The following is a 20,498-nucleotide window of genomic DNA, read 5'->3' on the forward strand; positions in this document are numbered from 1 at the left end:
CGCCACGGTGATTCCGCCCACACCGCGCTGCGGCCGGGGAGCGGGCGGCCCCCGTGCGACTTACAGTCATTCGAACCCCACCACGGAGGTTCCCCCGTCCATGAAGCTCACCGTCGTCGGCTGCTCGGGGTCGTTCCCGTCCGCGGACTCGGCCTGTTCCAGCTACCTCATCGAGGCCGAGGGCTACCGGCTGCTCCTTGATCTGGGCAATGGCGCCCTCGGCGAGCTGCAGAAATACACGGGTCTGTATGACATCGACGCGATCGCGATCAGTCATCTGCATCCGGACCACTGCATCGACATGTGCGCGTACTTCGTCGCCCGTTACTACCGCTACGAGGGCGGTCGCTGCGAGCCGATCCCGGTCTACGGGCCGGAGAACACCGAGCGGCGGCTGACCACGGCGTACGACGACACGCCGTCGGAGAAGTCGATGAGCGAGGTCTTCGACTTCCGCTCCCTCAGCGCGGGCGGCACCTATCAGCTCGGCCCGCTGACCGTGCGCACCGACCGGGTGACGCACCCGGTGGAGACCTACGGCTTCCGCATCGAACACCGCGGCCGCGCGTTGTGCTATTCGGGTGACACCGGGGAGTGCGGCAACCTCACCGAGCTGGCCAGGGACGCCGATCTCTTCCTGTGCGAGGCGTCCTTCACCCACGGCAAGGAGGACATCGGCGAACTGCATCTCAACGGCCGGCAGGCCGGGGAGTGCGCGCGGCGCGCCGGGGCCGGGCAACTGGTGCTCACCCACATCCCGCCGTGGACGGACCCGCTGACCAATCTGCGCGACGCCCGGGAGGTCTTCGAGGGGCCGGTGGAACTGGCCAGGCCAGGGGCGGTCTACCGGATCTGAGGCCGCACACTAGGCTCGCCGCATGTCTCGTATCGACGGCCGCCAGGCCGACCAGCTCCGACCCGTCAGCATCGAGCGCGGCTGGAGCAAGCACGCCGAGGGTTCCGTGCTGGTGTCCTTCGGGGACACCAAGGTGCTGTGCACCGCCAGCTTCACCGAGGGCGTGCCGCGCTGGCGGCGCGGCAGTGGCGAGGGCTGGGTCACCGGCGAGTACGCGATGCTGCCCCGGGCCACCAACACCCGGGGCGACCGTGAGTCGGTCCGCGGCAAGATCGGCGGACGCACCCACGAGATCTCCCGGCTGATCGGCCGCTCGCTGCGCGCCGTCGTCGACTTCAAGGCCCTGGGCGAGAACACCATCGTGCTGGACTGCGACGTGCTCCAGGCCGACGGCGGGACCCGTACCGCCGCCATCACCGGCGCCTACGTGGCGCTGGCGGACGCGATCGCGTGGGGGCGCACCCGCAAGCTCGTCAAGGGCAAGGGGCAGCCGCTGACCGGCACCGTCTCCGCGGTGAGCGTCGGCATCATCGGCGGGGTGCCGATGCTGGACCTGGCCTACGAGGAGGACGTGCGGGCGGGCACCGACATGAACGTGGTGTGCACCGGGGACGGCCGGTTCATCGAGGTGCAGGGCACCGCCGAGGGGGTCCCGTTCGCCCGGCACGAGCTGGACGCGCTGCTGGATCTCGCGGTGGCCGGCTGCGCCGAGCTGGACACGGCGCAGCGGGCGGCGCTGGCCGCCGACTGAGCGCACGGCGAGCGCGCGCTCCGCCGAAGGGGCGGCTACCCACAGTGATGGTGAGGTGGCCGCCCCTTTCCGTTGTCCGGTATTCCGAACGGATTTCAGGATTCCGAACACAATCCGGCAGAAAGTCTTGACGCCCCCATCGGCTCTCCCTAGCGTATCCGGCACCGCTTGACTACGCAGTCAACGGGGGTCGCTGGCAAAGGAGCTGGTGCATGTCGAGCCGCATATCCATGAGGGATGTCGCCCGCCGGGCCGGGGTGTCCCAGAAAACCGTTTCCCGTGTCGTCAACGACGAACCCCACGTCTCCCCGGAACTGCGGGAGCGCGTCCGCCAGGAGATAGAACAACTCGGTTACCGGCCCAATACGTTCGCCCGCGCGCTGGTCACCAGAAGGTCCCGCAGAATCGGCCTCATCTCCACCGGCAGCGGCTATTTCGGCCCCGCGTCACTCCTCAGCGGACTGCAGCGCGCCGCCCACGCCGAAGGCTATGACGTCAGCGTCATCCACGCCGACGAACACGACCCGGAAGAAGCCGGCCGCGCCGTATGGCAATTGGTCGGCCAGGGCATCGACGCCATCGCGCTGTGCGGCCCGATCGGCTCCGCCGAAATCGCCCGGCACATTCCCCACGACATTCCCGTCCTGCGCGTCGACCTCCCCGAGAGCCCGGCCGGCACCGGCACCGACGGACACCACGTGCTCTTCGTCGGCAACGACGACATCTCCGCCGCCACCGAAGCCACCTCCCACCTGCTGCGCCTGGGCCACCGCACCGTGCACCACCTCGCCGGACCGCCCCGCTGGGCCGTCACCGGCTACCGCGAACGCGGCTGGCGCACCGCCCTGGAGCTGGCCGGCGCCCCCTGCCCCGACGTACGCCGCGGCGACTGGAGCCCCGCCTCCGGCTACCACGCCACCCGCGAACTGCTCAGGGACGGCACCCTCACCGCTCTGTTCGCCGCCAACGACCAGATGGCCATCGGCGCGGTCCACGCCATCGAACGCAGCGGCCGGCGGGTCCCCGAGGACGTCAGCGTCATCGGCTTCGACGACATCCCCGAGGCCGCCTACCTCTCCGTCCCGCTGACCACCGTCCGGCAGGACTTCGCCCGGATCGCCGCCGAGGGCATGCACCGGCTGGTCGCCGCCCTCGGCACCACGGCCCGACCCGCCGACCCCGGCCCCGCCGGCGCCACCATCCCCGCCCAGCTCATCCACCGTGCCTCCACCGCGCCCCCGCCCGCGGCCGGCCCGGCCTGAGCACAGCACACCAGGAACAGGGACGACGATGACCCCAACCCCTGGCCGGCGGCCCGCCCCGACCCCCGGCCCCCACCCACAACCCCCCGGCATCTCCCGCCGCCACCTGCTGCGCGCCGCCGGCGGCCTGGGCGCCGCCGCCGCGCTCGCCCCCGCCCTCGGCGCCTGCGCCGCCGCCACGCCCACCGCCGAACCCCTCACCTCGGGCCGCGCCGACATCTCCTTCTGGACCCACGACGACGCCTACGTCGACTTCTTCCGCGCCGCCGCCGACGCCGCCACCGGCTCCCCCTTCACCTGGAACCTGCGGCCCACCCGGGCCGGCGCCGCCGACGTGGTCACCAAGACCATCGCCCAGGCCATCGCCGGACGCGGCACCCCCGACGTCGCGGGCTTCGAACTCGGCGCCTTCACCCGCCTGCTGCGCGGCGACATCGCCCCCGAACTCCTCGAAGACCTCACCGGACACCTCGACCCCGCCGTCCGCGAGGACCTGCTGACGGTGCGCACCGAACCGTTCAGCAAGGACGGCGCCCTGTACGCGCTGGACTCCGACGCCCCGCTGGTCGTGTACTACTACCGCGAGCCGGAGTTCGCCCGCTACGGGATACCCACCGACCTCGGCAGCTGGGAGGAGTTCGCCGAAGCCGGCACCCGCCTCGCCGACCGGCACGGCATCGCGCTGGCCGCCGTCCCCACCGGCAGCGACCTGCCGCAGATCCTCCAGTCCTTCGAAATGCTGCTGCTCCAGCGCGGCGGGCGGCTCTTCGACGCCGACGGCACCCTCACCCTGGACACCCCCGAGGCCGAGGACACCCTGCGCTTCCTCGCCGAGGGCGTCCAGCGCGGCTACCTCACCACCGTCTCCGACTACTACGGCCCCAGCATGCAGGCCGCCCTGAAGACAGGAAAGGTCATCGGCCAGTGGATGGCCAGCTGGTACAAGGTGTACGGGCTCATCGCCAACGTGCCCGAACAGTCGGGGCAGTGGCGGATCCGCCCGCTGCCCGTCTTCACGGGCGGCGGCGGCCGGACCTCCTTCGCCGGCGGCACCGGATTCGCCGCCCTGCGCGGCAAGCGCAACACCCTCGCCGGCGTCGAACTCGTCAAGGCCGCCTACCTCAACCCCGCCGAACAGGTCCGCCGCTACCAGGTGCTCGGCTACCTCCCCAGCCTCCGCTCCGTCTTCAACGACCCGGCGCTCTCCCTCATCGAGGACGAATACTGCGGCGGCCAGCGCATGTTCGAGGTCTACCGGGACGTCATCGACGAAGCGCCCGTGCTCTACCTCAGCGCCGACCGCTCCATACTCGACACCGTCCTCAGCGGATATCTGCTGCGCGCCTATCAGGGCCGCACCTCACCGCGTGAAGCGCTGCGCTCCGCCGCACGCGATTTCGCCGGCCAGACCCGAACCCGGGGAGGATCCCGATGACCTCCCGCAGAAACCTCGCGCCGTACGCGTTCATCGCCCCCTTCTACGTGCTCTACGGCCTGTTCATGGTCGTGCCGATCGGCGTCGCCTGTTATCTCAGCCTCACCGAATGGGTCGGGCTCGGCACACCCACCTTCATCGGATTCGACAATTTCACCGATCTCGCCCGCGACACGAGTTTCCACAAAGCACTCGGCAATTCCCTGATCTTCATCCTCGTCTCGCTCTTCCTCGTGGTGCCCTGCGCCCTGCTCATCGCCCAACTCCTCAACACCAGGGGACTGCGGGCCCGCGATCTGTTCCGGGTCACCTTCTTCCTCCCCATGGTGCTGTCACCCATCGTGATCGCGCTGCTGTACAGCCTGCTGCTCGACCGCGAGTACGGCCTGGTCAACTCCGTACTGCGGGCCCTGTTCGGCTTCGGCGGCGCCGACTGGCTCGGCGACCCCACCCTCGCCAAGGTCTCCATCGGCTTCGTCCTGCTGTGGCGCTGGACCGGCTACCTCACCATCTTCTTCCTCGCCGCCCTCCAGGCCGTGCCCCGCGAACTGTACGAATCCGCCGAACTGGACGGCGCGGGCACAGTGCGGCAGTTCACCACCGTCACGCTGCCCTCCATCCGCCCCGTCACCGCCTTCGTCGTGGTGACCTCCTTCATCGGCGCCGCCCAGCTCTTCGACGAGCCCTACCTGATCACCGGCGGCGGACCCGGCGAGGAAACCCTGACCGTGGCCCAGTTCGTGTACCGCGCCGCCTTCGAACGCCAGCAGTTCGGCTACGCGGCGGCGGCCGGTCTCGTCCTGTTCGTCATCGTGTTCGGCCTCAGCCAGCTCCTCAACCGGCTGCTGCGCATCGGGAGGACCGCATGAGCGCCACCCGCACCACCACCGCACCCGGCCCCGCCGCCACCCGCCCCACTCCGCCCCACCGGCCGCGCCGCCGCCGCTCCCTGCCCGCCCGGATCGCCCTGTACGGCACCCTGGGCCTGCTCCTGCTGGTCTTCGCCGCGCCCCTGCTGTGGGCACTGTCCGGCTCCTTCAAGCCGCGCGGCGACATCTTCGACTACCCACCCACCCTCGTCCCCGACCCCGCCACCACCGAGAACTACCGCAACCTGCTCGGCGGCCAGCCCTTCTGGAACTGGTTCGCCATCTCCGTCGTCACCGCCCTGACCGCCACCACCATCGCCGTCTTCGTCTGCGCCCTGGCCGGCTTCGCCTTCGCCAAATACCGGTTCGCCGGCAAGAAGGTGCTGTTCAACGTGATGTTCAGCTCGCTGTCCGTGCCGTTCGCGGTGATCCTGGTCCCGCTGTTCATCCTGGTGGTCAAGTCAGGACTCGCCAACCCCTGGTTCGCACTGATCGTCCCCTGGGTCGCCCCCGCCTTCGGGATCTTCATGATGCAGCAGTACATCATCCAGTCCATCCCGGACGAGATCCTCGAAGCCGCCCGCCTCGACGGCAACAGCGAGTTCGGCATCTTCCGCCGCGTCGTCCTGCCACTGCTGCGGCCCTCCCTCGGCGCCCTCGGCGTATGGCAGTTCCTCCAGAGCTACAACAGCTTCCTGTGGCCCCTGGTCCTCATCTCCGACACGGACCAGTACACCCTGCCGCTCGGCCTCAACATCCTCTTCCGCGCCGAATCCCGCGCCTTCGACCTGGTCCTCCCCGGCGCCGTCCTCGCCTCCGTACCGACCATCGCCGTCTTCCTGCTGCTGCGCAAACAACTGCTCGAAGGACTCTCCGCCGGCGCGGTCAAAGGCTGACGCCACGCCACTGGCACCGCACCTCCCGCACCGCCCGCACCCCAGAAAGGTTCCGCATGTCCGTCCTGCCCCACCGGGTCCTCTTCGGCGCCGCGTACTACCACGAGTACCAGCCCACCCCGCGCCTGGACGAGGACCTCGACCTGATGGCCGCGGCCCACTTCACCGTCATCCGCGTCGGCGAATCCGTCTGGTCCACCTGGGAACCGGAGAACGGCGTCTTCGACCTCGACTGGCTCCAGCCCGTCCTCGACGGCGCCCACCGGCGCGGCATCCAGGTCATCCTCGGCACCCCCACCTACGCCGCCCCGCCCTGGCTCGCCCGCGCCTACCCCGAGATCAACACCGAACGCCGCACCGGACAGCGCGCCGGCTGGGGCGCCCGCCAGGAGATCGACTACACCCACCCCGCGTTCCTCTTCCACGCCGAACGCGTCATCCGCAAGATCATCCAGCGCTACGCCGACCACCCCGCCGTCATCGGCTACCAGGTCGACAACGAGCCCGGCAACGAGATCTTCCACAACCACGGCGTCTTCCAGCGCTTCACCGACCACCTGCGCCACCAGTACGGCACCGTCGAGGAACTCAACCGCGCCTGGGGCCTCACCTACTGGTCCCACCGGCTGTCCACCTGGGCCGACCTGTGGACCCCCGACGGCAACGCCCAGCCCCAGTACGCCCTCGCCTGGCGGCGCTTCCAGGACAGCCTCACCACCGAGTTCATCGGCTGGCAGGCCGACATCGTGCGCGAGTACGCCCACCCCGGCCAGTTCGTCACCACCTGCATCTCCTACGAACGCCCCGGCGTCCGCGACGACGCCCTCACCGCGCGCCTCGACGTCACCGCCGGCAACCCCTACTACCGCATGCAGGACAGCCTCCAGCTGCCACCGGACCCCCAGGAGCCCGGCCAGACCTGGACCACCCACGGCACCTGGGCGCTGTACGCCACCGCCGACCGCATGTACGCCTCCCGCCAGGAACCCTTCCTGGTCACCGAGACCAACGCCCAGGCCATCGGCCCCACCTGGATCAACGAACCCGCCTACGACGGCCAGTGGCGGCAGGCCGCCTGGGCCCTCGTCTCCCGCGGCGCCACCATGATCGAGTACTGGCACTGGCACACCCTGCACTACGGCGCCGAGACCTTCTGGGGCGGCATCCTCCCGCACAGCCAGGAACCCGGCCGCACCTACGAACAGCTCGCCGCGCTCGGCGCCGAGTTCGACCGCGCCGGGGAACTCGTCGCCGCCCTCACCCCGGACGCCGACCTCGCCCTCCTCTACAGCGTCGACAGCAAATGGGCGCTCACCGAACACCCCATGCTCGCCGCCGAGGACGGCGGCCCCGACCGGCGCTCGTACCAGACCGTCCTGGAGTCCTTCCAGCGCGGCGCCTTCGACAGCGGCCTCCAGGCCCGGCTCATCCACCCCGGCCAGCTGTTCACCCAGGACCCCGCCGCGTACGCGCGCACCCAGCCGCTCCTGGTCGCCGCCGCCCTGATGACCGCCGACGACGACCAACTGCGCTGGCTGCGCGCATACGCGGCGGCCGGCGGCCACCTGGTGCTCGGCATCCACACCGGCTACGGCGACGAGGAGGCCCGCGCCCGCACCGAACGCAAACCCGCCCACCTCGGCGAGGCGGCCGGCGTGCGCTACGACGAGTTCTCCACCCTGCGCCGCCCGCTGCCCGTCCACGCCCCCGACGACTCCCCGCTGCGGCTGCCCGAACACGCCACCGCCACCCGCTGGGCCGACGGCCTGCACGTGGACGACGCCCAGGTGCTCGCCGCCTACCGGCACCCGCACTTCTCCCGCTGGCCCGCCGTCACCACCCGCGCCCACGGCGCCGGACGCGTCACCTACGTCGGTACCGTGCCCGACCCGGCGCTGGCCGCCGCCGTCCTGGAATGGGCCGCCGCCGAAAGCCCCGGCCCCCACGGCGCCTGGCGCCCGGCCGCCGAAAGCCAGACCGTCACCGCGGCCACCGCCGGCGACGGCACCCGGCTGCGGTTCGTCCACAACTGGTCCTTCACCCCCAGCACCTTCCCGCTGCCCGCCGCCGCCCGCGACGTGCTCTCCGGGCAGGAACTGGCCGCCGGCACCGCACTGGACCTCGGCCCCTGGGACGTCCGCGTCCTCGCCGAACACGGATAATCACCGCCATGCACCGTCTCGTCCTCGCCACCCGCAACGCCCACAAGGTCACCGAGCTGCGCGCCATCCTCACCGGAGCCGGACTCGACGTCGAACTCATCGGAGCCGACGCCTACCCCGACATCCCCGACGTGAAGGAAACCGGCGTCACCTTCGCCGAGAACGCGCTGCTCAAGGCACACGCCCTGGCCCGGGCCACCCAACTGCCCGCCGTCGCCGACGACTCCGGGCTGTGCGTGGACGTCCTCGGCGGCGCACCCGGCATCTTCTCCGCCCGCTGGGCCGGCCGGCACGGCGACGACCGGGCCAACCTGGAACTCCTGCTGGCCCAGCTCGCCGACATCGCCGACCCGCACCGCGCGGCGCACTTCGCGTGCGCCGCCGCACTGGCCCTCCCCGACGGCACCGAACGCGTCGTGGAGGGCCGGCTGCGCGGCACACTGCGGCACACCCCGGCCGGCGACGGCGGCTTCGGCTACGACCCGATCCTCACCCCCGACGGCGACACCCGCTCCGTCGCCGAGCTCACCCCCGAGGAGAAGAACCGCATCAGCCACCGCGCCCACGCCTTCCAGGCACTCGCCCCCGTCATCGCCGAACTGCTGCGCTGAAAACCCCTGGCAACGCCCCGGACCGGGCGGCTACGGTCCCCCGATGAGCACCCGCACCTTCCGTGTCACGGTCCGGGGCGCCTTCTCCGGCCTCACCGGAGAACAGCGCGCCGAACTCCTCGCCCGCGCCCCCGAGCACGACGTGCTGCGCGCCGCCTTCACCCCCCAGGGGCACCTCAGCTACGACATCGCCGCCCGCGACGCCTTCACCTTCCGGATCGCGCGCGAGGGCGAGGCTGAGGAGGACATCCTCACCGCCACCGAGGACGCCGAGACGGTGCTCCGCCAGTGGCTGTCCGACCGGGGCTACGGATACAAGAACCTGCGCTCCCAGGCCCAGGACCTCTCCCAGGCGCCACTGGGCAAGCGGCAGCGCCGGGCCGCCCGGCAGGCCGGCTGAGCCGTCAGGCCGGGCCGGCGCCGTCCACAGCGCCGCCCCGGCCGCCGGCGCTGTCCGTCAGATACGCCGACACCACCACATTCGCCGAGTACTCCCGGCGCTCCGCGTCGTACGTCCCGCCACAGGTGATCAGCCGCAGCTCCGCCGCCCCGTCCTGCCGCGGGCCGTACACCCGCTCGGGGTCGAAGTCCGCCCGCTCCACCACCTCGGTGCCGCTCACCGTGAACGCCGCCACCGAGCCGTCGTCCCGCACCACCCGCACCCCGTCACCCGGCTCCACGGAGCTGAGCGCGTAGAACACGGCCGGATCCGTCTCCGTGTCCACATGCCCCACCAGCACCGCCGCCCCCTCCGCGCCCGGAACCGGGCCGCCCGCGTACCACCCCACCAGACCCGGCTCACCGTACGGCGGCGGCGCCACCCCGCCGCCCTCGTCGATCCCGCGCGCCATGATGTCCGCGCGCACCCCGATCGCCTCGATCTCCAGCACCGCCGGATCCACCCCCGCGGCCAGCGGATCGGCGGCCGGCGGCAGCGACCCGCGCGCCCCCGCCGCCTGGGCCTGCGCCGCACCGGGGGAGGACCCCGGCAACCAGCCGCCGCCCTCCGTCAGCTGACGGCCCCACAGCCACAGACCCGCCAGCAGCAGCGTCCAGGCGACACAGGAGACGAGACGGCCGGTGCCCGAAGCGCTCGGCTCGTCCTCCATCACCTCTCCCGGGCGCGCAGCCGCCGCACGGTCAGCGCGGCCGCCGCCGCCAGCACCCCCGACAGCACGGTCAGCGCCGTGGGCGCGGTCGGCACCCGGTCCTGCTCGCCCGCCACCGCCGTCGCCGTACCGCCGCCACCCGCCCGCACCGGCGCCGAGGGGCGCGACGGCAGCGAGGGGGCGGCCTCCTGCTCGTGGTCACGCTCGCGTTCGTGCTCGCGGCCCTGCTCCCGCTCGTGTTCCCGCTCGTGCTCGCGTTCCTTGTCGTGGCCGCCCCCGCCGCTCCCCGCGACCGTCAGCTCACCCGTGACCGCCCGGTCCTCGCCGTCACACGACACATCCACCCGGTACGTACCGGCCGCGACCGTCGAAGAGACCCGCGCCTCGCCGAACAGCCCGCCCTCGGTCGACGGCGCCAGCACCGCCTCCGCCACGAACGCCTCCGAGTGCGCCGTGCCGCTCTTCCCCCGGCACCCCGTCACCCGCAGCACCACTTCCTCACCCGGGCGCGGCGCGGCCGGCGAGATCCGCACCTCGCCGTGCCCCCGCTCCCGTTCCCCCTCAGCACCCCCACCGGCCGCGAACGCCGCGCCGGCCGGCGCCAGCACGGCCAGCGTCATCGACAACGTGCACAGGGCGAGCCCCGCGGGCCTGACGATGCTCATGGCGGAACCTCCGGATCGCTCCCTCCGAAGGTCACCCGCCACCCGCACCGCCGCACCCGCAGGCCCCGCCCCTTACGCCGTTGGGGGACCCGGATCACCCGGACGCGTCACCGAGGACTCAGACCCGGTCCACCAGATCCGCGATCGAGTCCACCACCGTGGAGGGCCGGAACGGATACCGGTCGATCTCCTCGGGCCGCGTCAGCCCCGTCAGCACCAGGAACGTCTCCATCCCCGCCTCCAGACCCGCCAGCACATCGGTGTCCATCCGGTCACCGATCATCGCGCTCGTCTCCGAGTGCGCCCCGATCTCGTTCAGCCCGGCCCGCATCATCAGCGGATTCGGCTTGCCCACGAAGTACGGCTCACGCCCCGTCGCCTTGGTGATCAGCGCCGCCACCGAACCCGTCGCCGGCAGCGCCCCCTCCGTCGAGGGACCCGTGTGGTCCGGGTTGGTCGCGATGAACCGCGCACCGTCGTTGATCAGCCGGATCGCCTTCGTCAGCGACTCGAAGCTGTACGTCCGCGTCTCACCCAGCACCACGTAGTCCGGCCCCGAGTCCGACAGGACATAGCCCACATCGTGGAGCGCCGTCGTCAGCCCGGCCTCACCGATGACGTACGCGCTGCCGCCGGGCCGCTGCTCCGACAGGAACTGCGCGGTGGCCAGCGCCGAGGTCCAGATGCTCTCCACCGGCACCTCAAGACCCATCCGGGACAGCCGCGCGTGCAGATCCCGCCGGGTGTACATCGAATTGTTCGTCAGCACCAGGAACGGCCGGCCCGACTCCCGCAGCCGCTTCAGGAAACGGTCCGCGCCCGGAATCGGCACGCCCTCATGGATGAGCACCCCATCCATGTCGGTCAGCCACGACTCGATCGGCTTGCGCTCACTCACCCTGCTCGCCCCCCGCAGCCAGCTCCAGGTCACGGATCAGCTTCGCGACATGGCCGGTCGCCTTCACGTTGTACAGCGCCCGCTCGACCTTGCCGTCCTCGCCCACGATCACCGTGGAACGGATCACCCCGGTCACCGTCTTGCCGTACAGCTTCTTCTCGCCGAACGCCCCGTAGGCCTCCAGCACCGCCTTGTCCGGGTCGCTCAGCAGCGTGATGCCCAGGCTCTCCTTCTCCCGGAACTTCGCCAGCTTCTCCGGCTTGTCGGGCGAGATCCCGATGACGTCGTAGCCGGCGCCGGCCAGCAGCTGGAGATTGTCGGTGAAGTCGCACGCCTGCTTGGTACAGCCCGGGGTCAGCGCCGCCGGGTAGAAGTAGACGATGACCTTGCGCCCGGCGTGATCGGCCAGCGACACCCGCTTGCCATCGGCGTCGGGCAGGGAGAAGGCGGGGGCGGGATCCCCCGGCTGAAGGCGCTCACTCATCGCGGATCCTCACGGTTCGGTCATTTCCAGCACTGCGCCACCCAGCCTAATCGTGGCCTGCGACAGGCAGTGGCCCGGCGGAGCTGACACACTGTCCCGTGAACCCGATCCGGGATTGGACGATGGAGGCGTGAGCGTGTCGCAAGCAGCCGAGAACCCCGCGGCGATCGAGGCGCGGATCCACAGGCGGCGGGAGAGCCTGCGGGGCACCCTCGAAGAGATCGGTGTCCGGGTCCACCCCAGCACCATCGTCGGCGACGCCAAGGCCCGCGCCGCCGCCAGCGTGGACCGCACGGTCGGCGGCTTCCGCGAGAAGCTGACCCACGAGGACGGCAGCTACCGGATGGGCCGGATCATCCCGCTCGCCATGGCAGTGGTCGTGGTGGGCCTGCTGGTCACCTCCTCCCGCTCCTCCGAGGCCGAGCGCCCCAAGGGCCGGCGGCGGAACCGGTAGCCGAACGTTCAACCACCTGAGATACGGTCATCCCCGTGAGCTCGAACCCCACCCACGACAAACTGCCGATCCGCATGCTCCACGACCGGATCCTGGTCCGGGCGGACGGCGAGGGCGGCGAACGCCGTTCCTCGGGCGGCATCGTCATCCCCGCGACCGCCCAGGTCGGCCGCCGGCTCGACTGGGCCGAGGTGGTGGCCGTGGGACAGAACGTCCGCACCGTCGAAGTCGGCGACCGGGTGCTGTACGACCCCGAGGACCGCGCCGAGGTGGAAGTACGCGGCGTCGCCTACATCCTGATGCGCGAACGCGACCTGCACGCGGTGGCCGCCGAACGGCTCCAGGGGTCCGACGACTCCACCGGGCTCTACCTCTGACCCGGGCACCCGGCCCACGCTCCGACCGCGCCACCTGCCGCAGCGCAGGTCAGGGCCACCGACCCGCACCGCCGATCACCGCCGCCGACCCGGGCCGCTGACTCCACTCAGCGGCCCGGCGCCGGCTCCCGGTCCGGCTCTCCCGTCCCCGACGGCACCACCGAGGGCTCCCCGGGCGGCGCGGAGGGAGACGGATCGGCCGGCGGCGGCCCCGTCGACGGCGCCGCCGAACCCGGCGCGGACGGCACCGCCGACCCACCCGGCTCGGCCTCCGGCTCCCCGGACCCCTCCCGCCCGCCGTCCTCCCGCTCCCGCTCCCCATCCGGCACCGGCCCCGGCTCCCGGTCCGGCTCCGGATCGCGCTCCCCGTCCGGGGTCGCCGGCGGCACCGGCTCCGCCGCCCCCTCGAACTCCACCACCGGCCGCCCCTCCAACGCCGCCGCCGTGTACTGACCCCAGATCCGCGCCGGAAACCCCCCACCACTGATCCGCTCCTGCCCCGCCGCCCCGTACAGCGACTGCTGCTCCCCGCTCTCCGAGTCCTGGCCGAACACCGCCACCACCGTCGCCAACTCCGGCGTGAACCCAGCGAACCACGCCGCCCGGTCCTCCTCCGCCGTCCCCGTCTTCCCCGCCGCCGGCCGCCCCGCCGACCGTGCCGCCGTCCCCGTACCCCGCTCCACCACCCCGCGCAGCACCGCCGTCACCCCGTCCGCCGCCTCCGGCGACACCGCCCGCCGCTCCACCGCCCCCGGCACCGGCACCGGCTCCCCGTCCCGGCTCACCTCCCGCACCAGCACCGCCTCCCGGTACGTCCCCCGCCCCGCCAGCGCCGCGTACACCTGCGCCACATCCAGCGTGCTCGGCGTCGCCGTCCCCAGCGAGATCGAACCGCGCGCCTCCGCCAGCCCCGGCACGTCCCCCGGAATACCCAGCGCCACCGCCGTCTCCCGCACCCGGTCCGCCCCCACGTCCTGCCCCAGCTGCGCGAACACCGCGTTCACCGACTGATCCATCGCCTCGGCCACCGTCACCGTGCCGAAGTCCTTCCCGCCCTCGTTCTGCGGCGACCAGCCCGAACCCGTACCGTCCCGGTTCACCACCTCCCGGCCGCTGTCCCCCTCGTACACCGTCGCGGGACCGATCCGCTCCCCGTCCACCGTCAGCGCCGCGTGCTCCAGGGCCGCCGCGTACACGATCGGCTTGAACGTCGAAGCCGCCTGATAGTCCCGGCGCGTCGCGTTGTTGACGAACTGCTCCGTGTAGTCCCGGCCCCCGTACATCGCCACCACCTCGCCCGTGGCCACCTCCACCGACGTCGCCCCCACCCGCACGAAGGCGTCCGGCGGCTCCGTCCCCAGACCGTCCAGCAACTGCTCGCCCACCGCCCGGGTCAGCGCCTCCTGCCGCACCGGATCGATCGTCGTGGTGATCCGGTACCCGCCCGCAGCCAGTTCGTCCTCGCCCACGATGCCCCGCCCGGTCAGATGCCCCTTCACCGCCTCCACCAGATAACCCCGCTCGCCCGACAGCAGATCCGACGGCTCGTACGGGCCCGGCCACGGGAACACCAGACCCGCCCGCTCCGACGCGTCCAGCCACCCCTGCGACACCATGCCGTCCAGCACGTACTCCCAGCGGGCCACCGCCCGCCCGGCACTGCCCGGATCCGCCACCACGTCGTACGCGCTCGGCGCCTGGAGCAGCGCCGCCAGATACGCGCCCTCCGCCACGTCCAGACGCGCGGCGTCCTTCCCGTAGTACGCCTGCGCCGCCGCCTGGACGCCGTACGCGTTGCGGCCGAAGTAACTGGTGTTCAGATACCCCTGGAGAATCTCCTCCTTGCTGGTCTCCCGCCCCAGCTTCACCGCGATGAACAGCTCCTTGACCTTGCGGGTCACCGTCTGCCGCTGATCCAGGTAGTAGTTCTTCACGAACTGCTGAGTGATCGTGGAACCCGACTGCCGGCCCCCGCCGCGCAGCATGTTCCAGCCCGCCCGCACCATCGCCGACAGATCCACCGCCGAGGAGTCGTAGAAATCCCGGTCCTCCGCCGCCAGCACCGCGTGCCGCACCGGCTCCGGCACCTGATCCAGCGACACGTTCGCCCGGTTCACCTCACCGACCGCCGCCAGCTGCGAACCGTCCGCGTACAGATAGACATTCGCCTGCGCGGCGGCCGCCGACTTCGGCTCCGGGATCTCCACCAGCAGGTAGCCCGCCACCAGGGCGCCGAGCCCGAGCACCGTAGCGCCCATCAGCCCGCCCAGCAGCACCCGCCAGGTGGGCAGCAGCCGCCGCAGACCCCTGCGGCGCGGCCGGCGCGCCCCCGCGCTCTTCGCCGGCCACCCCGGCCATCGGTCAACGCCCATGGGCCACACTGTCGCAACCCGACCCCCGCACGCCCCCCGCACACCACCGGTACGCCCCCGGCCTCCCCCGAACGGCCCTACAGCACCGCGGCCGGCTCCACCCCCATGAGCAGCGCCGGATCCACCGCCTCCGCCATCGCCCGGAACCCCGCGTCCGTCGGATGCAGAGCATCACCCGAGTCGTACGCGGGCAGCAGTCGCGACGGGTCCGCCGGATCGCGCAGCGCGGCATCCAGATCGATCAGCCCGTCGAAGACACCGCCCGCCCGCAGCCGCTCGTTGACCTCCTGCCGGACCGCCTCACCCCGGTCGCTCCACGCGTAGTGCCCCTCGTACGGCATCAGCGTCGCCCCGACCACCCGCAGCCCGTTCTCCCGCGCCTCGGCGGCCAGCCGCTCCAGACCCGCCACGATCTCCCCGGCGTCCGGCTCGCGCGGCGCCCGCAGAATGTCATTGATCCCCAACTGCACGACCAGCACCGTCGCGCCCTCCTGGCGCAGCACGTCCGAGTGCAGCCGGCTCAGCCCGCTCGCCCCGTTGTACGACCTGCCGGGCGAACCGTCGCGCAGCAGCCGGTTGCCGCTGATCCCCAGATTGAGCACCGGCGTCCCCTCCAGCCGCGCGGCCAGGAAATCCGTCCAGCGATGCCCCGCCCCCGGCGTCGAGGAGATGCCGTCCGTCAGCGAATCGCCCAGCACCACCACCGCACCCGGCGACGCGGGGGAGAACACCTGCACCCCCGTCAGATAACGCCAGTGCTCGGTCGTCGCCGTGTACGTCGCCCCCGACACCTCCGCCGTGTGCTCACCGCGCGCCGCGAAGTTCGTCTCCCGCGCGTGCCGGTGGTACGTCACGGGCCCCGACGGGCCCGGCGCGTACACCGACACCAGCAGCCGCGTCGCCGGCTCCACCGCCAGCGACACCGCGTCGCTCAACACCACGCCCCCCACCGGTATGGTCACCGCGGCCCCGCCGCCGAACGCGAGCGGCACCACGCTGTGCGCCACCGCCTCCGCGCTGCCCGGCCCGACCGCGAGCCCGACCGAGGCACGCGTGAACGTCACCGGCTGGCTCCCGTACCGGTTGGACAACTCCACGCGCACCGCCGTGCCACCCGCCGACACCTGCACCGCATTGCGCAGCGACTGCCCGCCCAGACCGTCCCGGGTGCCCGGCTCGGACCCCGTCGGCGCCGCCGACCAGGCACCCACCCACGCGCCCTGCGACGCCGGCACCACCGCGCCCGGCGGACCCGGGGCGGCCCGTACCGCCCGGCCGTCATCACCCGGCAGCCCCGACAGCACCGCCGACACGATCACCAGCAACGCCACCACCCCGGCCGCCCACCATGCCGGAGCCCGCCGTACACCCACCACTCCCACACCCACCCGCACATGATCCCACGATCGGACGGCACGGGCTCGTCCGTTCGGATCACCCCACCCCCGACAATGGGGGACATGAGCTTCACGGCAGCAGATGTGGCGAAACAGCGCTCCCTACGCCGCATGAAGGGAGTGGCCACCGGCCTGCTGGTGGCCGTCGCCGTCGTGTACGCGCTCGCCACCTGGGCCGAGCACAGCGGAGCGGGCGCCTGGGCGGGCTACGTGGCCGCCGCGGCGGAGGCCGGCATGGTGGGCGCGCTCGCCGACTGGTTCGCGGTCACCGCCCTCTTCCGCCACCCGCTGGGCCTGCCCATCCCGCACACCGCCATCATCCCGACCAAGAAGGACCAGCTCGGCCAGTCCCTGGGCGACTTCGTCGGCGACAACTTCCTCTCCGAGAGCGTGGTGCGCGACAAACTCCGCTCCCTGGGCCTGTCCCGGCGCGCCGGTATCTGGCTGGCCCGCCCGGAGAGCGCCGACCGGGTCACCGCGGAACTGGCCACCGCCGTACGCGGCGGACTGACCGTGCTGCGCGACGCCGACGTCCAGGCCGTGATAGGGGAAGCCATCACCCGCCAGGCCGGCCGCCGCGAGATCTCCCCGCAGCTGGGCGACCTGCTGGGCCGCACCGTCGCGGCCGGCGCCCACCACCGCATGGTCGACCTGGTGTGCGCCCGCGCCGCCGACTGGCTGATCCTGCACCGCGACGCGGTCATGGAAGCGGTGGAGGGCGGCGCCCCCGGCTGGACACCCCGGTTCGTGGACCGCAGAATCGGCGAACGTGTCTACCGCGAGCTGCTCCGCTTCGTCACCGAGATGCGCGACAGCCCCCAGCACCCGGCACGCGGCGCACTGGACCGCTTCCTCGCGGACTTCGCCCAGCAGCTGAAGGACGACCCGGACACCCGGGCGCGGGTGGAACGCCTGAAGGCGGACCTGCTGCGCCGGCCCGAGGTCCAGGACCTGATCGCCTCCGCCTGGGCGGCGGTCCGGGCGATGATCATGGCGGCGGCGGAGGACGAGAACAGCGCGCTGCGGCTGCGGGCGCGGGCGGCGCTGCTCTCACTGGGCGAGCGCCTGGCGACGGACGACCGCCTGGGCGCCAAGCTGGACGGCTGGGTGACGGACGCGGCGCTGCACGTGGTGTCCGGCTACCGGAGCGAGATCACCTCGCTGATCACCGACACGGTCGCCTCCTGGGACGCCCGCACCACCTCCCGCAAGATCGAACTCCACATCGGCCGGGACCTTCAGTTCATCCGCCTGAACGGCACGATCATCGGCTCCCTGGCCGGCCTGGTGATCCACACGGTGACCCAGCTCCTCACCTGACCGGCGTAACCGCCGGGCACCCGGATCGTTGATCCGTGCGAGACCAGGACGGACGGTCGAAGGGGAGCGTGCATGGCCAGCCGGTACACACGGGAGCGCCTCGCGGAGGCAGCCGCGGGTTCGACGACGCTGACGGAGGCGATCACCAAACTGGGCGCCGACCCGAGGAGCGGATCACGGCGTTACCTCCGCGAGCGGATGCGCGCCCTGGGGGTGGACACCTCGCACTTCGCGCGTGAGGGTCGGCGCTGGACGGTACACGCGCTGACGGCCGCCGTGGCGGACTCCCGGAACATGGCCGAGGTGCTTTACCACCTCGGCGTGCCACTGGTGGGCGGCCAGCACACGCATCTCAGCCGCACGGTCAAGGCACTGGGCATCGACACCTCACACTTCACCGGGCGCCAGGCTTCTCCCGGAGCCGCCAGGCGCCGGACGCCGCAGGAGATCCTCGTCCGCCAGGATGCCGCTGACACCCGCCGCTGCCCGGGTGAGCGGCTCCGCCGCGCTCTGCTTGCGGTGGGCGTCCCCCACCGGTGCGCCCGGTGCGGAACCCCGCCGCAGTGGCGCGGCAAGCCGCTGACATTGGAGGTGGATCACGTGGACGGCGACCGCCGGAACAACGAGGCGGCCAATCTCCGTCTGCTGTGCCCCAATTGCCACGCGACTACGGCGGCCTACCGGGGCCGGGGCAAGCGGGCCGCATGAGCGCGCGGACCTACTCACGCGAACGGCTGGCCGAGGCGGCGGCGCGTTGCCGGAACATGGACGAGGTCATTGTCTTCTTCGGTGCACGGCGCTATCAGAAACAGAAGACCTACCTGAGGAAGCGGTTCGCCCACTTCGGGATCGACATCTCGCATTTCGCGGGCCAAGGCTCCCGCAGTTCCGGGAAGCGTCCGGAACCCACGACGCTGGAATGGGCGCTGGCCGCACAGATGTCCCCCTCCATCGCGGCCGTCATGCGCAGGCTGAAACAGCCCGACACCGCCCGATCGAGGGCCCGCTTCCGACGGGCACTCACGGATTCGGGCTGCGACACCTCGCGATTGCTCGGTCAGGCCCACGGTCGTGGGCGCCGCAGTCCGGCACGCCGCCCGGCCGAGCAGACTCTGGTCAAGCACTCGGGTGCCCGCCGGACCACGACCGTACTGCTGCGCCGCGCGCTGGCCGACATCGGCCGCCCGGAGATCTGTGCGGAGTGTGGCACGGGGCCGGTCTGGCTCGGGGAACCCATGACGCTGGAGGTGGATCACAGGAACGGCGACTGGCGCGACGACCGCGCGGAGAACCTGCGGTTGCTGTGTCCGAACTGCCATGCGGTGACGGACACCTGGTGCCGGGGCGGCAGGGCGGAGCGACGGGGGGAGTGAGGGGAGCCCGCTTCGGGCCGTAGGATTGGTGCACCTTGCGGCCGTGGTGGAATGGCAGTCACGCCGGGTTTAGGTCCCGGTGCGCTCACGCGCGTGAGGGTTCGACTCCCTCCGGCCGCACTCCGCGCAATCGACCCGGCCCGGCTCCCCGAAGAGCCGGGCCGTCATCGTGTCCGGGGTCGATCCGGGCCATCAGCTGTGTGCCCCGATAGCGTGTGGGGGTATTGCTTTCAGCTGATTCTCTGGAGGATCGACCATGGCAACCACCCGTGTCGCCACGACCAATTGGGCCGGCTCTCTCATGGAGGGGTCGGGGACCGTCGCGCTGGAGTCCTCGGGGATCGGGACGTTCGAGGTGAACTGGCCCTCGCGGGCCGAGACGCCCAACGGGCGGACCTCCCCCGAGGAACTGATCGCCGCCGCGCACTCCTCCTGCTTCTCCATGGCCCTCTCGCACGGCCTGGCCGGTGCCGGCACGCCGCCGGAGACCGTGCAGACGCAGGCGTCCGTCACCTTCCAGCCGGGTGAGGGGATCACCGGCATCGTGCTGAACGTCAAGGCGCGCGTGCCCGGCCTGTCGGCGGAGGCGTTCCAGGAGGCGGCCACCACCGCCAAGGAGAACTGCCCGGTCAGCAAGGCGCTGGCCGGTGTCACGATCACCCTGGAAGCCGAGCTGCTGGCCTGATCCGACGCGTGCGGCCCCGGCATTCCAGGATGCCGGGGCCGCCGTACGCTGGGCGGTGGTTCGTACCCCCGGAGAGAGGCGCGCCGATGGCCAGCGTGGTGAAGATCAATGTTCTGACCGTTCCCGCCGAGCAGCGCGAGGAGCTGGAGCGCCGGTTCGCCGCGCGGGCCGGTGCGGTGGAGGGGCAGGACGGGTTCGAGTGGTTCGAGCTGCTGCGGCCGGTGGAGGGTACGGACACGTACCTCGTGTACACGCGCTGGCGCAGTGAGGAGGACTTCCAGAACTGGATGAAGGGGTCCATGCGGCAGGCACACGGCGGTTCCGGTGGCTCTGGTGGCTCCGGCGGTGAGGGTCGCAGGCCCGCCGCCTCCGGTTCAGAGCTGTGGTCCTTCGAGGTGGTCCAGCAGGCGGCGCCGGTCAGCGGGGATCGTCCCGCTTGATGACGCGGGAACGGCTGCGTACGTGCGGGTGTGTTCCGCCGGGACGCTGCCGCCCCCGGTGGTGACGGGGCCGGTGGTGCGG

Annotated in this window: 22 protein-coding genes and 1 tRNA gene; 17 read left to right on the forward strand and 6 right to left on the reverse strand. The window is 72.0% G+C overall.

Annotated elements, in window-relative coordinates:
• Window positions 1-100: 100 nt before the first annotated feature.
• From SXIM_RS19350 to SXIM_RS19390, 9 genes are all read left to right on the forward strand, one after another.
• Complete coding sequence (locus SXIM_RS19350) at window positions 101-856, forward strand: MBL fold metallo-hydrolase (protein ID WP_030736899.1); 756 nt, start codon at window positions 101-103, stop codon at window positions 854-856.
• Window positions 857-878: 22 nt separating this feature from the next.
• On the forward strand, window positions 879-1,607 hold the full coding sequence (rph, locus tag SXIM_RS19355) for a ribonuclease PH (protein ID WP_030736896.1): 729 nt from the start codon (window positions 879-881) through the stop codon (window positions 1,605-1,607).
• 212 nt (window positions 1,608-1,819) lie between these two features.
• Complete coding sequence (locus SXIM_RS19360; protein WP_043178483.1) at window positions 1,820-2,869, forward strand: LacI family DNA-binding transcriptional regulator; 1,050 nt, start codon at window positions 1,820-1,822, stop codon at window positions 2,867-2,869.
• A gap of 28 nt (window positions 2,870-2,897) precedes the next feature.
• Window positions 2,898-4,304, forward strand: a complete 1,407-nt coding sequence (locus SXIM_RS19365; protein WP_234306964.1) for an ABC transporter substrate-binding protein — start codon at window positions 2,898-2,900, stop codon at window positions 4,302-4,304.
• Window positions 4,301-5,173, forward strand: a complete 873-nt coding sequence (locus SXIM_RS19370; protein WP_030736888.1) for a carbohydrate ABC transporter permease — start codon at window positions 4,301-4,303, stop codon at window positions 5,171-5,173. The genes SXIM_RS19365 and SXIM_RS19370 overlap by 4 nt, the downstream gene beginning before the upstream one ends.
• A complete protein-coding gene (locus SXIM_RS19375; protein WP_052385426.1) occupies window positions 5,170-6,069 on the forward strand; it encodes a carbohydrate ABC transporter permease in 900 nt (299 codons plus the stop codon). Before SXIM_RS19370 ends, SXIM_RS19375 begins: the two co-directional genes overlap by 4 nt.
• Before the next feature lie 56 nt (window positions 6,070-6,125).
• A complete protein-coding gene (locus SXIM_RS19380; protein ID WP_046724763.1) occupies window positions 6,126-8,231 on the forward strand; it encodes a beta-galactosidase in 2,106 nt (701 codons plus the stop codon).
• Window positions 8,232-8,239: 8 nt separating this feature from the next.
• On the forward strand, window positions 8,240-8,842 hold the full coding sequence (rdgB, locus tag SXIM_RS19385; protein WP_046724764.1) for an RdgB/HAM1 family non-canonical purine NTP pyrophosphatase: 603 nt from the start codon (window positions 8,240-8,242) through the stop codon (window positions 8,840-8,842).
• Between the two features lie 43 nt (window positions 8,843-8,885).
• Window positions 8,886-9,242, forward strand: coding sequence for a DUF6204 family protein (locus tag SXIM_RS19390; protein WP_030736877.1), 357 nt, complete (start codon window positions 8,886-8,888; stop codon window positions 9,240-9,242).
• Between the two features lie 4 nt (window positions 9,243-9,246).
• On the opposite strand, the gene SXIM_RS19395 is transcribed toward SXIM_RS19390, so the two are convergent.
• From SXIM_RS19395 to bcp, 4 genes are all read right to left on the reverse strand, one after another.
• Complete coding sequence (locus SXIM_RS19395; protein ID WP_046724765.1) at window positions 9,247-9,951, reverse strand: class F sortase; 705 nt, start codon at window positions 9,949-9,951, stop codon at window positions 9,247-9,249.
• On the reverse strand, window positions 9,951-10,616 hold the full coding sequence (locus tag SXIM_RS19400; protein WP_053116254.1) for a hypothetical protein: 666 nt from the start codon (window positions 10,614-10,616) through the stop codon (window positions 9,951-9,953). The genes SXIM_RS19395 and SXIM_RS19400 overlap by 1 nt, the downstream gene beginning before the upstream one ends.
• A 118-nt stretch (window positions 10,617-10,734) precedes the next feature.
• Window positions 10,735-11,514, reverse strand: a complete 780-nt coding sequence (locus SXIM_RS19405; protein ID WP_030736868.1) for an HAD-IIA family hydrolase — start codon at window positions 11,512-11,514, stop codon at window positions 10,735-10,737.
• Window positions 11,507-11,998: a thioredoxin-dependent thiol peroxidase gene (gene bcp / locus SXIM_RS19410; protein ID WP_046724766.1), complete on the reverse strand. Its 492-nt coding sequence runs from the start codon at window positions 11,996-11,998 to the stop codon at window positions 11,507-11,509. Before bcp ends, SXIM_RS19405 begins: the two co-directional genes overlap by 8 nt.
• Before the next feature lie 136 nt (window positions 11,999-12,134).
• Between bcp and SXIM_RS19415 the strand changes: the two genes are divergently transcribed.
• Window positions 12,135-12,452 (forward strand): DUF3618 domain-containing protein, encoded by a 318-nt coding sequence (locus tag SXIM_RS19415; protein WP_030736862.1) that lies wholly within the window; start codon window positions 12,135-12,137, stop codon window positions 12,450-12,452.
• Between the two features lie 74 nt (window positions 12,453-12,526).
• Window positions 12,527-12,829, forward strand: coding sequence for a GroES family chaperonin (locus SXIM_RS19420; RefSeq protein ID WP_046725788.1), 303 nt, complete (start codon window positions 12,527-12,529; stop codon window positions 12,827-12,829).
• A 107-nt stretch (window positions 12,830-12,936) separates the two neighbouring features.
• On the opposite strand, the gene SXIM_RS28590 is transcribed toward SXIM_RS19420, so the two are convergent.
• Window positions 12,937-15,201, reverse strand: coding sequence for a transglycosylase domain-containing protein (locus tag SXIM_RS28590; RefSeq protein ID WP_046724767.1), 2,265 nt, complete (start codon window positions 15,199-15,201; stop codon window positions 12,937-12,939).
• A gap of 77 nt (window positions 15,202-15,278) precedes the next feature.
• On the reverse strand, window positions 15,279-16,583 hold the full coding sequence (locus SXIM_RS19430) for an SGNH/GDSL hydrolase family protein (protein ID WP_425473486.1): 1,305 nt from the start codon (window positions 16,581-16,583) through the stop codon (window positions 15,279-15,281).
• A gap of 12 nt (window positions 16,584-16,595) precedes the next feature.
• Here SXIM_RS19430 and SXIM_RS19435 point away from each other — a divergent pair, with 12 nt between their 5' ends.
• From SXIM_RS19435 to SXIM_RS19460, 6 genes are all read left to right on the forward strand, one after another.
• Window positions 16,596-17,918, forward strand: a complete 1,323-nt coding sequence (locus SXIM_RS19435) for a DUF445 domain-containing protein (RefSeq protein ID WP_425473470.1) — start codon at window positions 16,596-16,598, stop codon at window positions 17,916-17,918.
• Between the two features lie 72 nt (window positions 17,919-17,990).
• Window positions 17,991-18,626, forward strand: a complete 636-nt coding sequence (locus tag SXIM_RS19440) for an HNH endonuclease signature motif containing protein (protein ID WP_030736847.1) — start codon at window positions 17,991-17,993, stop codon at window positions 18,624-18,626.
• On the forward strand, window positions 18,623-19,291 hold the full coding sequence (locus tag SXIM_RS19445; RefSeq protein ID WP_046724769.1) for an HNH endonuclease signature motif containing protein: 669 nt from the start codon (window positions 18,623-18,625) through the stop codon (window positions 19,289-19,291). The genes SXIM_RS19440 and SXIM_RS19445 overlap by 4 nt, the downstream gene beginning before the upstream one ends.
• Before the next feature lie 37 nt (window positions 19,292-19,328).
• Window positions 19,329-19,411 (forward strand) — tRNA-Leu (locus tag SXIM_RS19450).
• A 136-nt stretch (window positions 19,412-19,547) separates the two neighbouring features.
• A complete protein-coding gene (locus tag SXIM_RS19455) occupies window positions 19,548-19,976 on the forward strand; it encodes an OsmC family peroxiredoxin (protein ID WP_030736841.1) in 429 nt (142 codons plus the stop codon).
• An 86-nt stretch (window positions 19,977-20,062) separates the two neighbouring features.
• Window positions 20,063-20,416, forward strand: a complete 354-nt coding sequence (locus SXIM_RS19460) for an antibiotic biosynthesis monooxygenase family protein (protein ID WP_046724770.1) — start codon at window positions 20,063-20,065, stop codon at window positions 20,414-20,416.
• The last annotated feature ends 82 nt before the right edge of the window (window positions 20,417-20,498 follow it).

The sequence above is a fragment of the Streptomyces xiamenensis genome (assembly GCF_000993785.3).
Lineage (GTDB): Bacteria > Actinomycetota > Actinomycetes > Streptomycetales > Streptomycetaceae > Streptomyces > Streptomyces xiamenensis.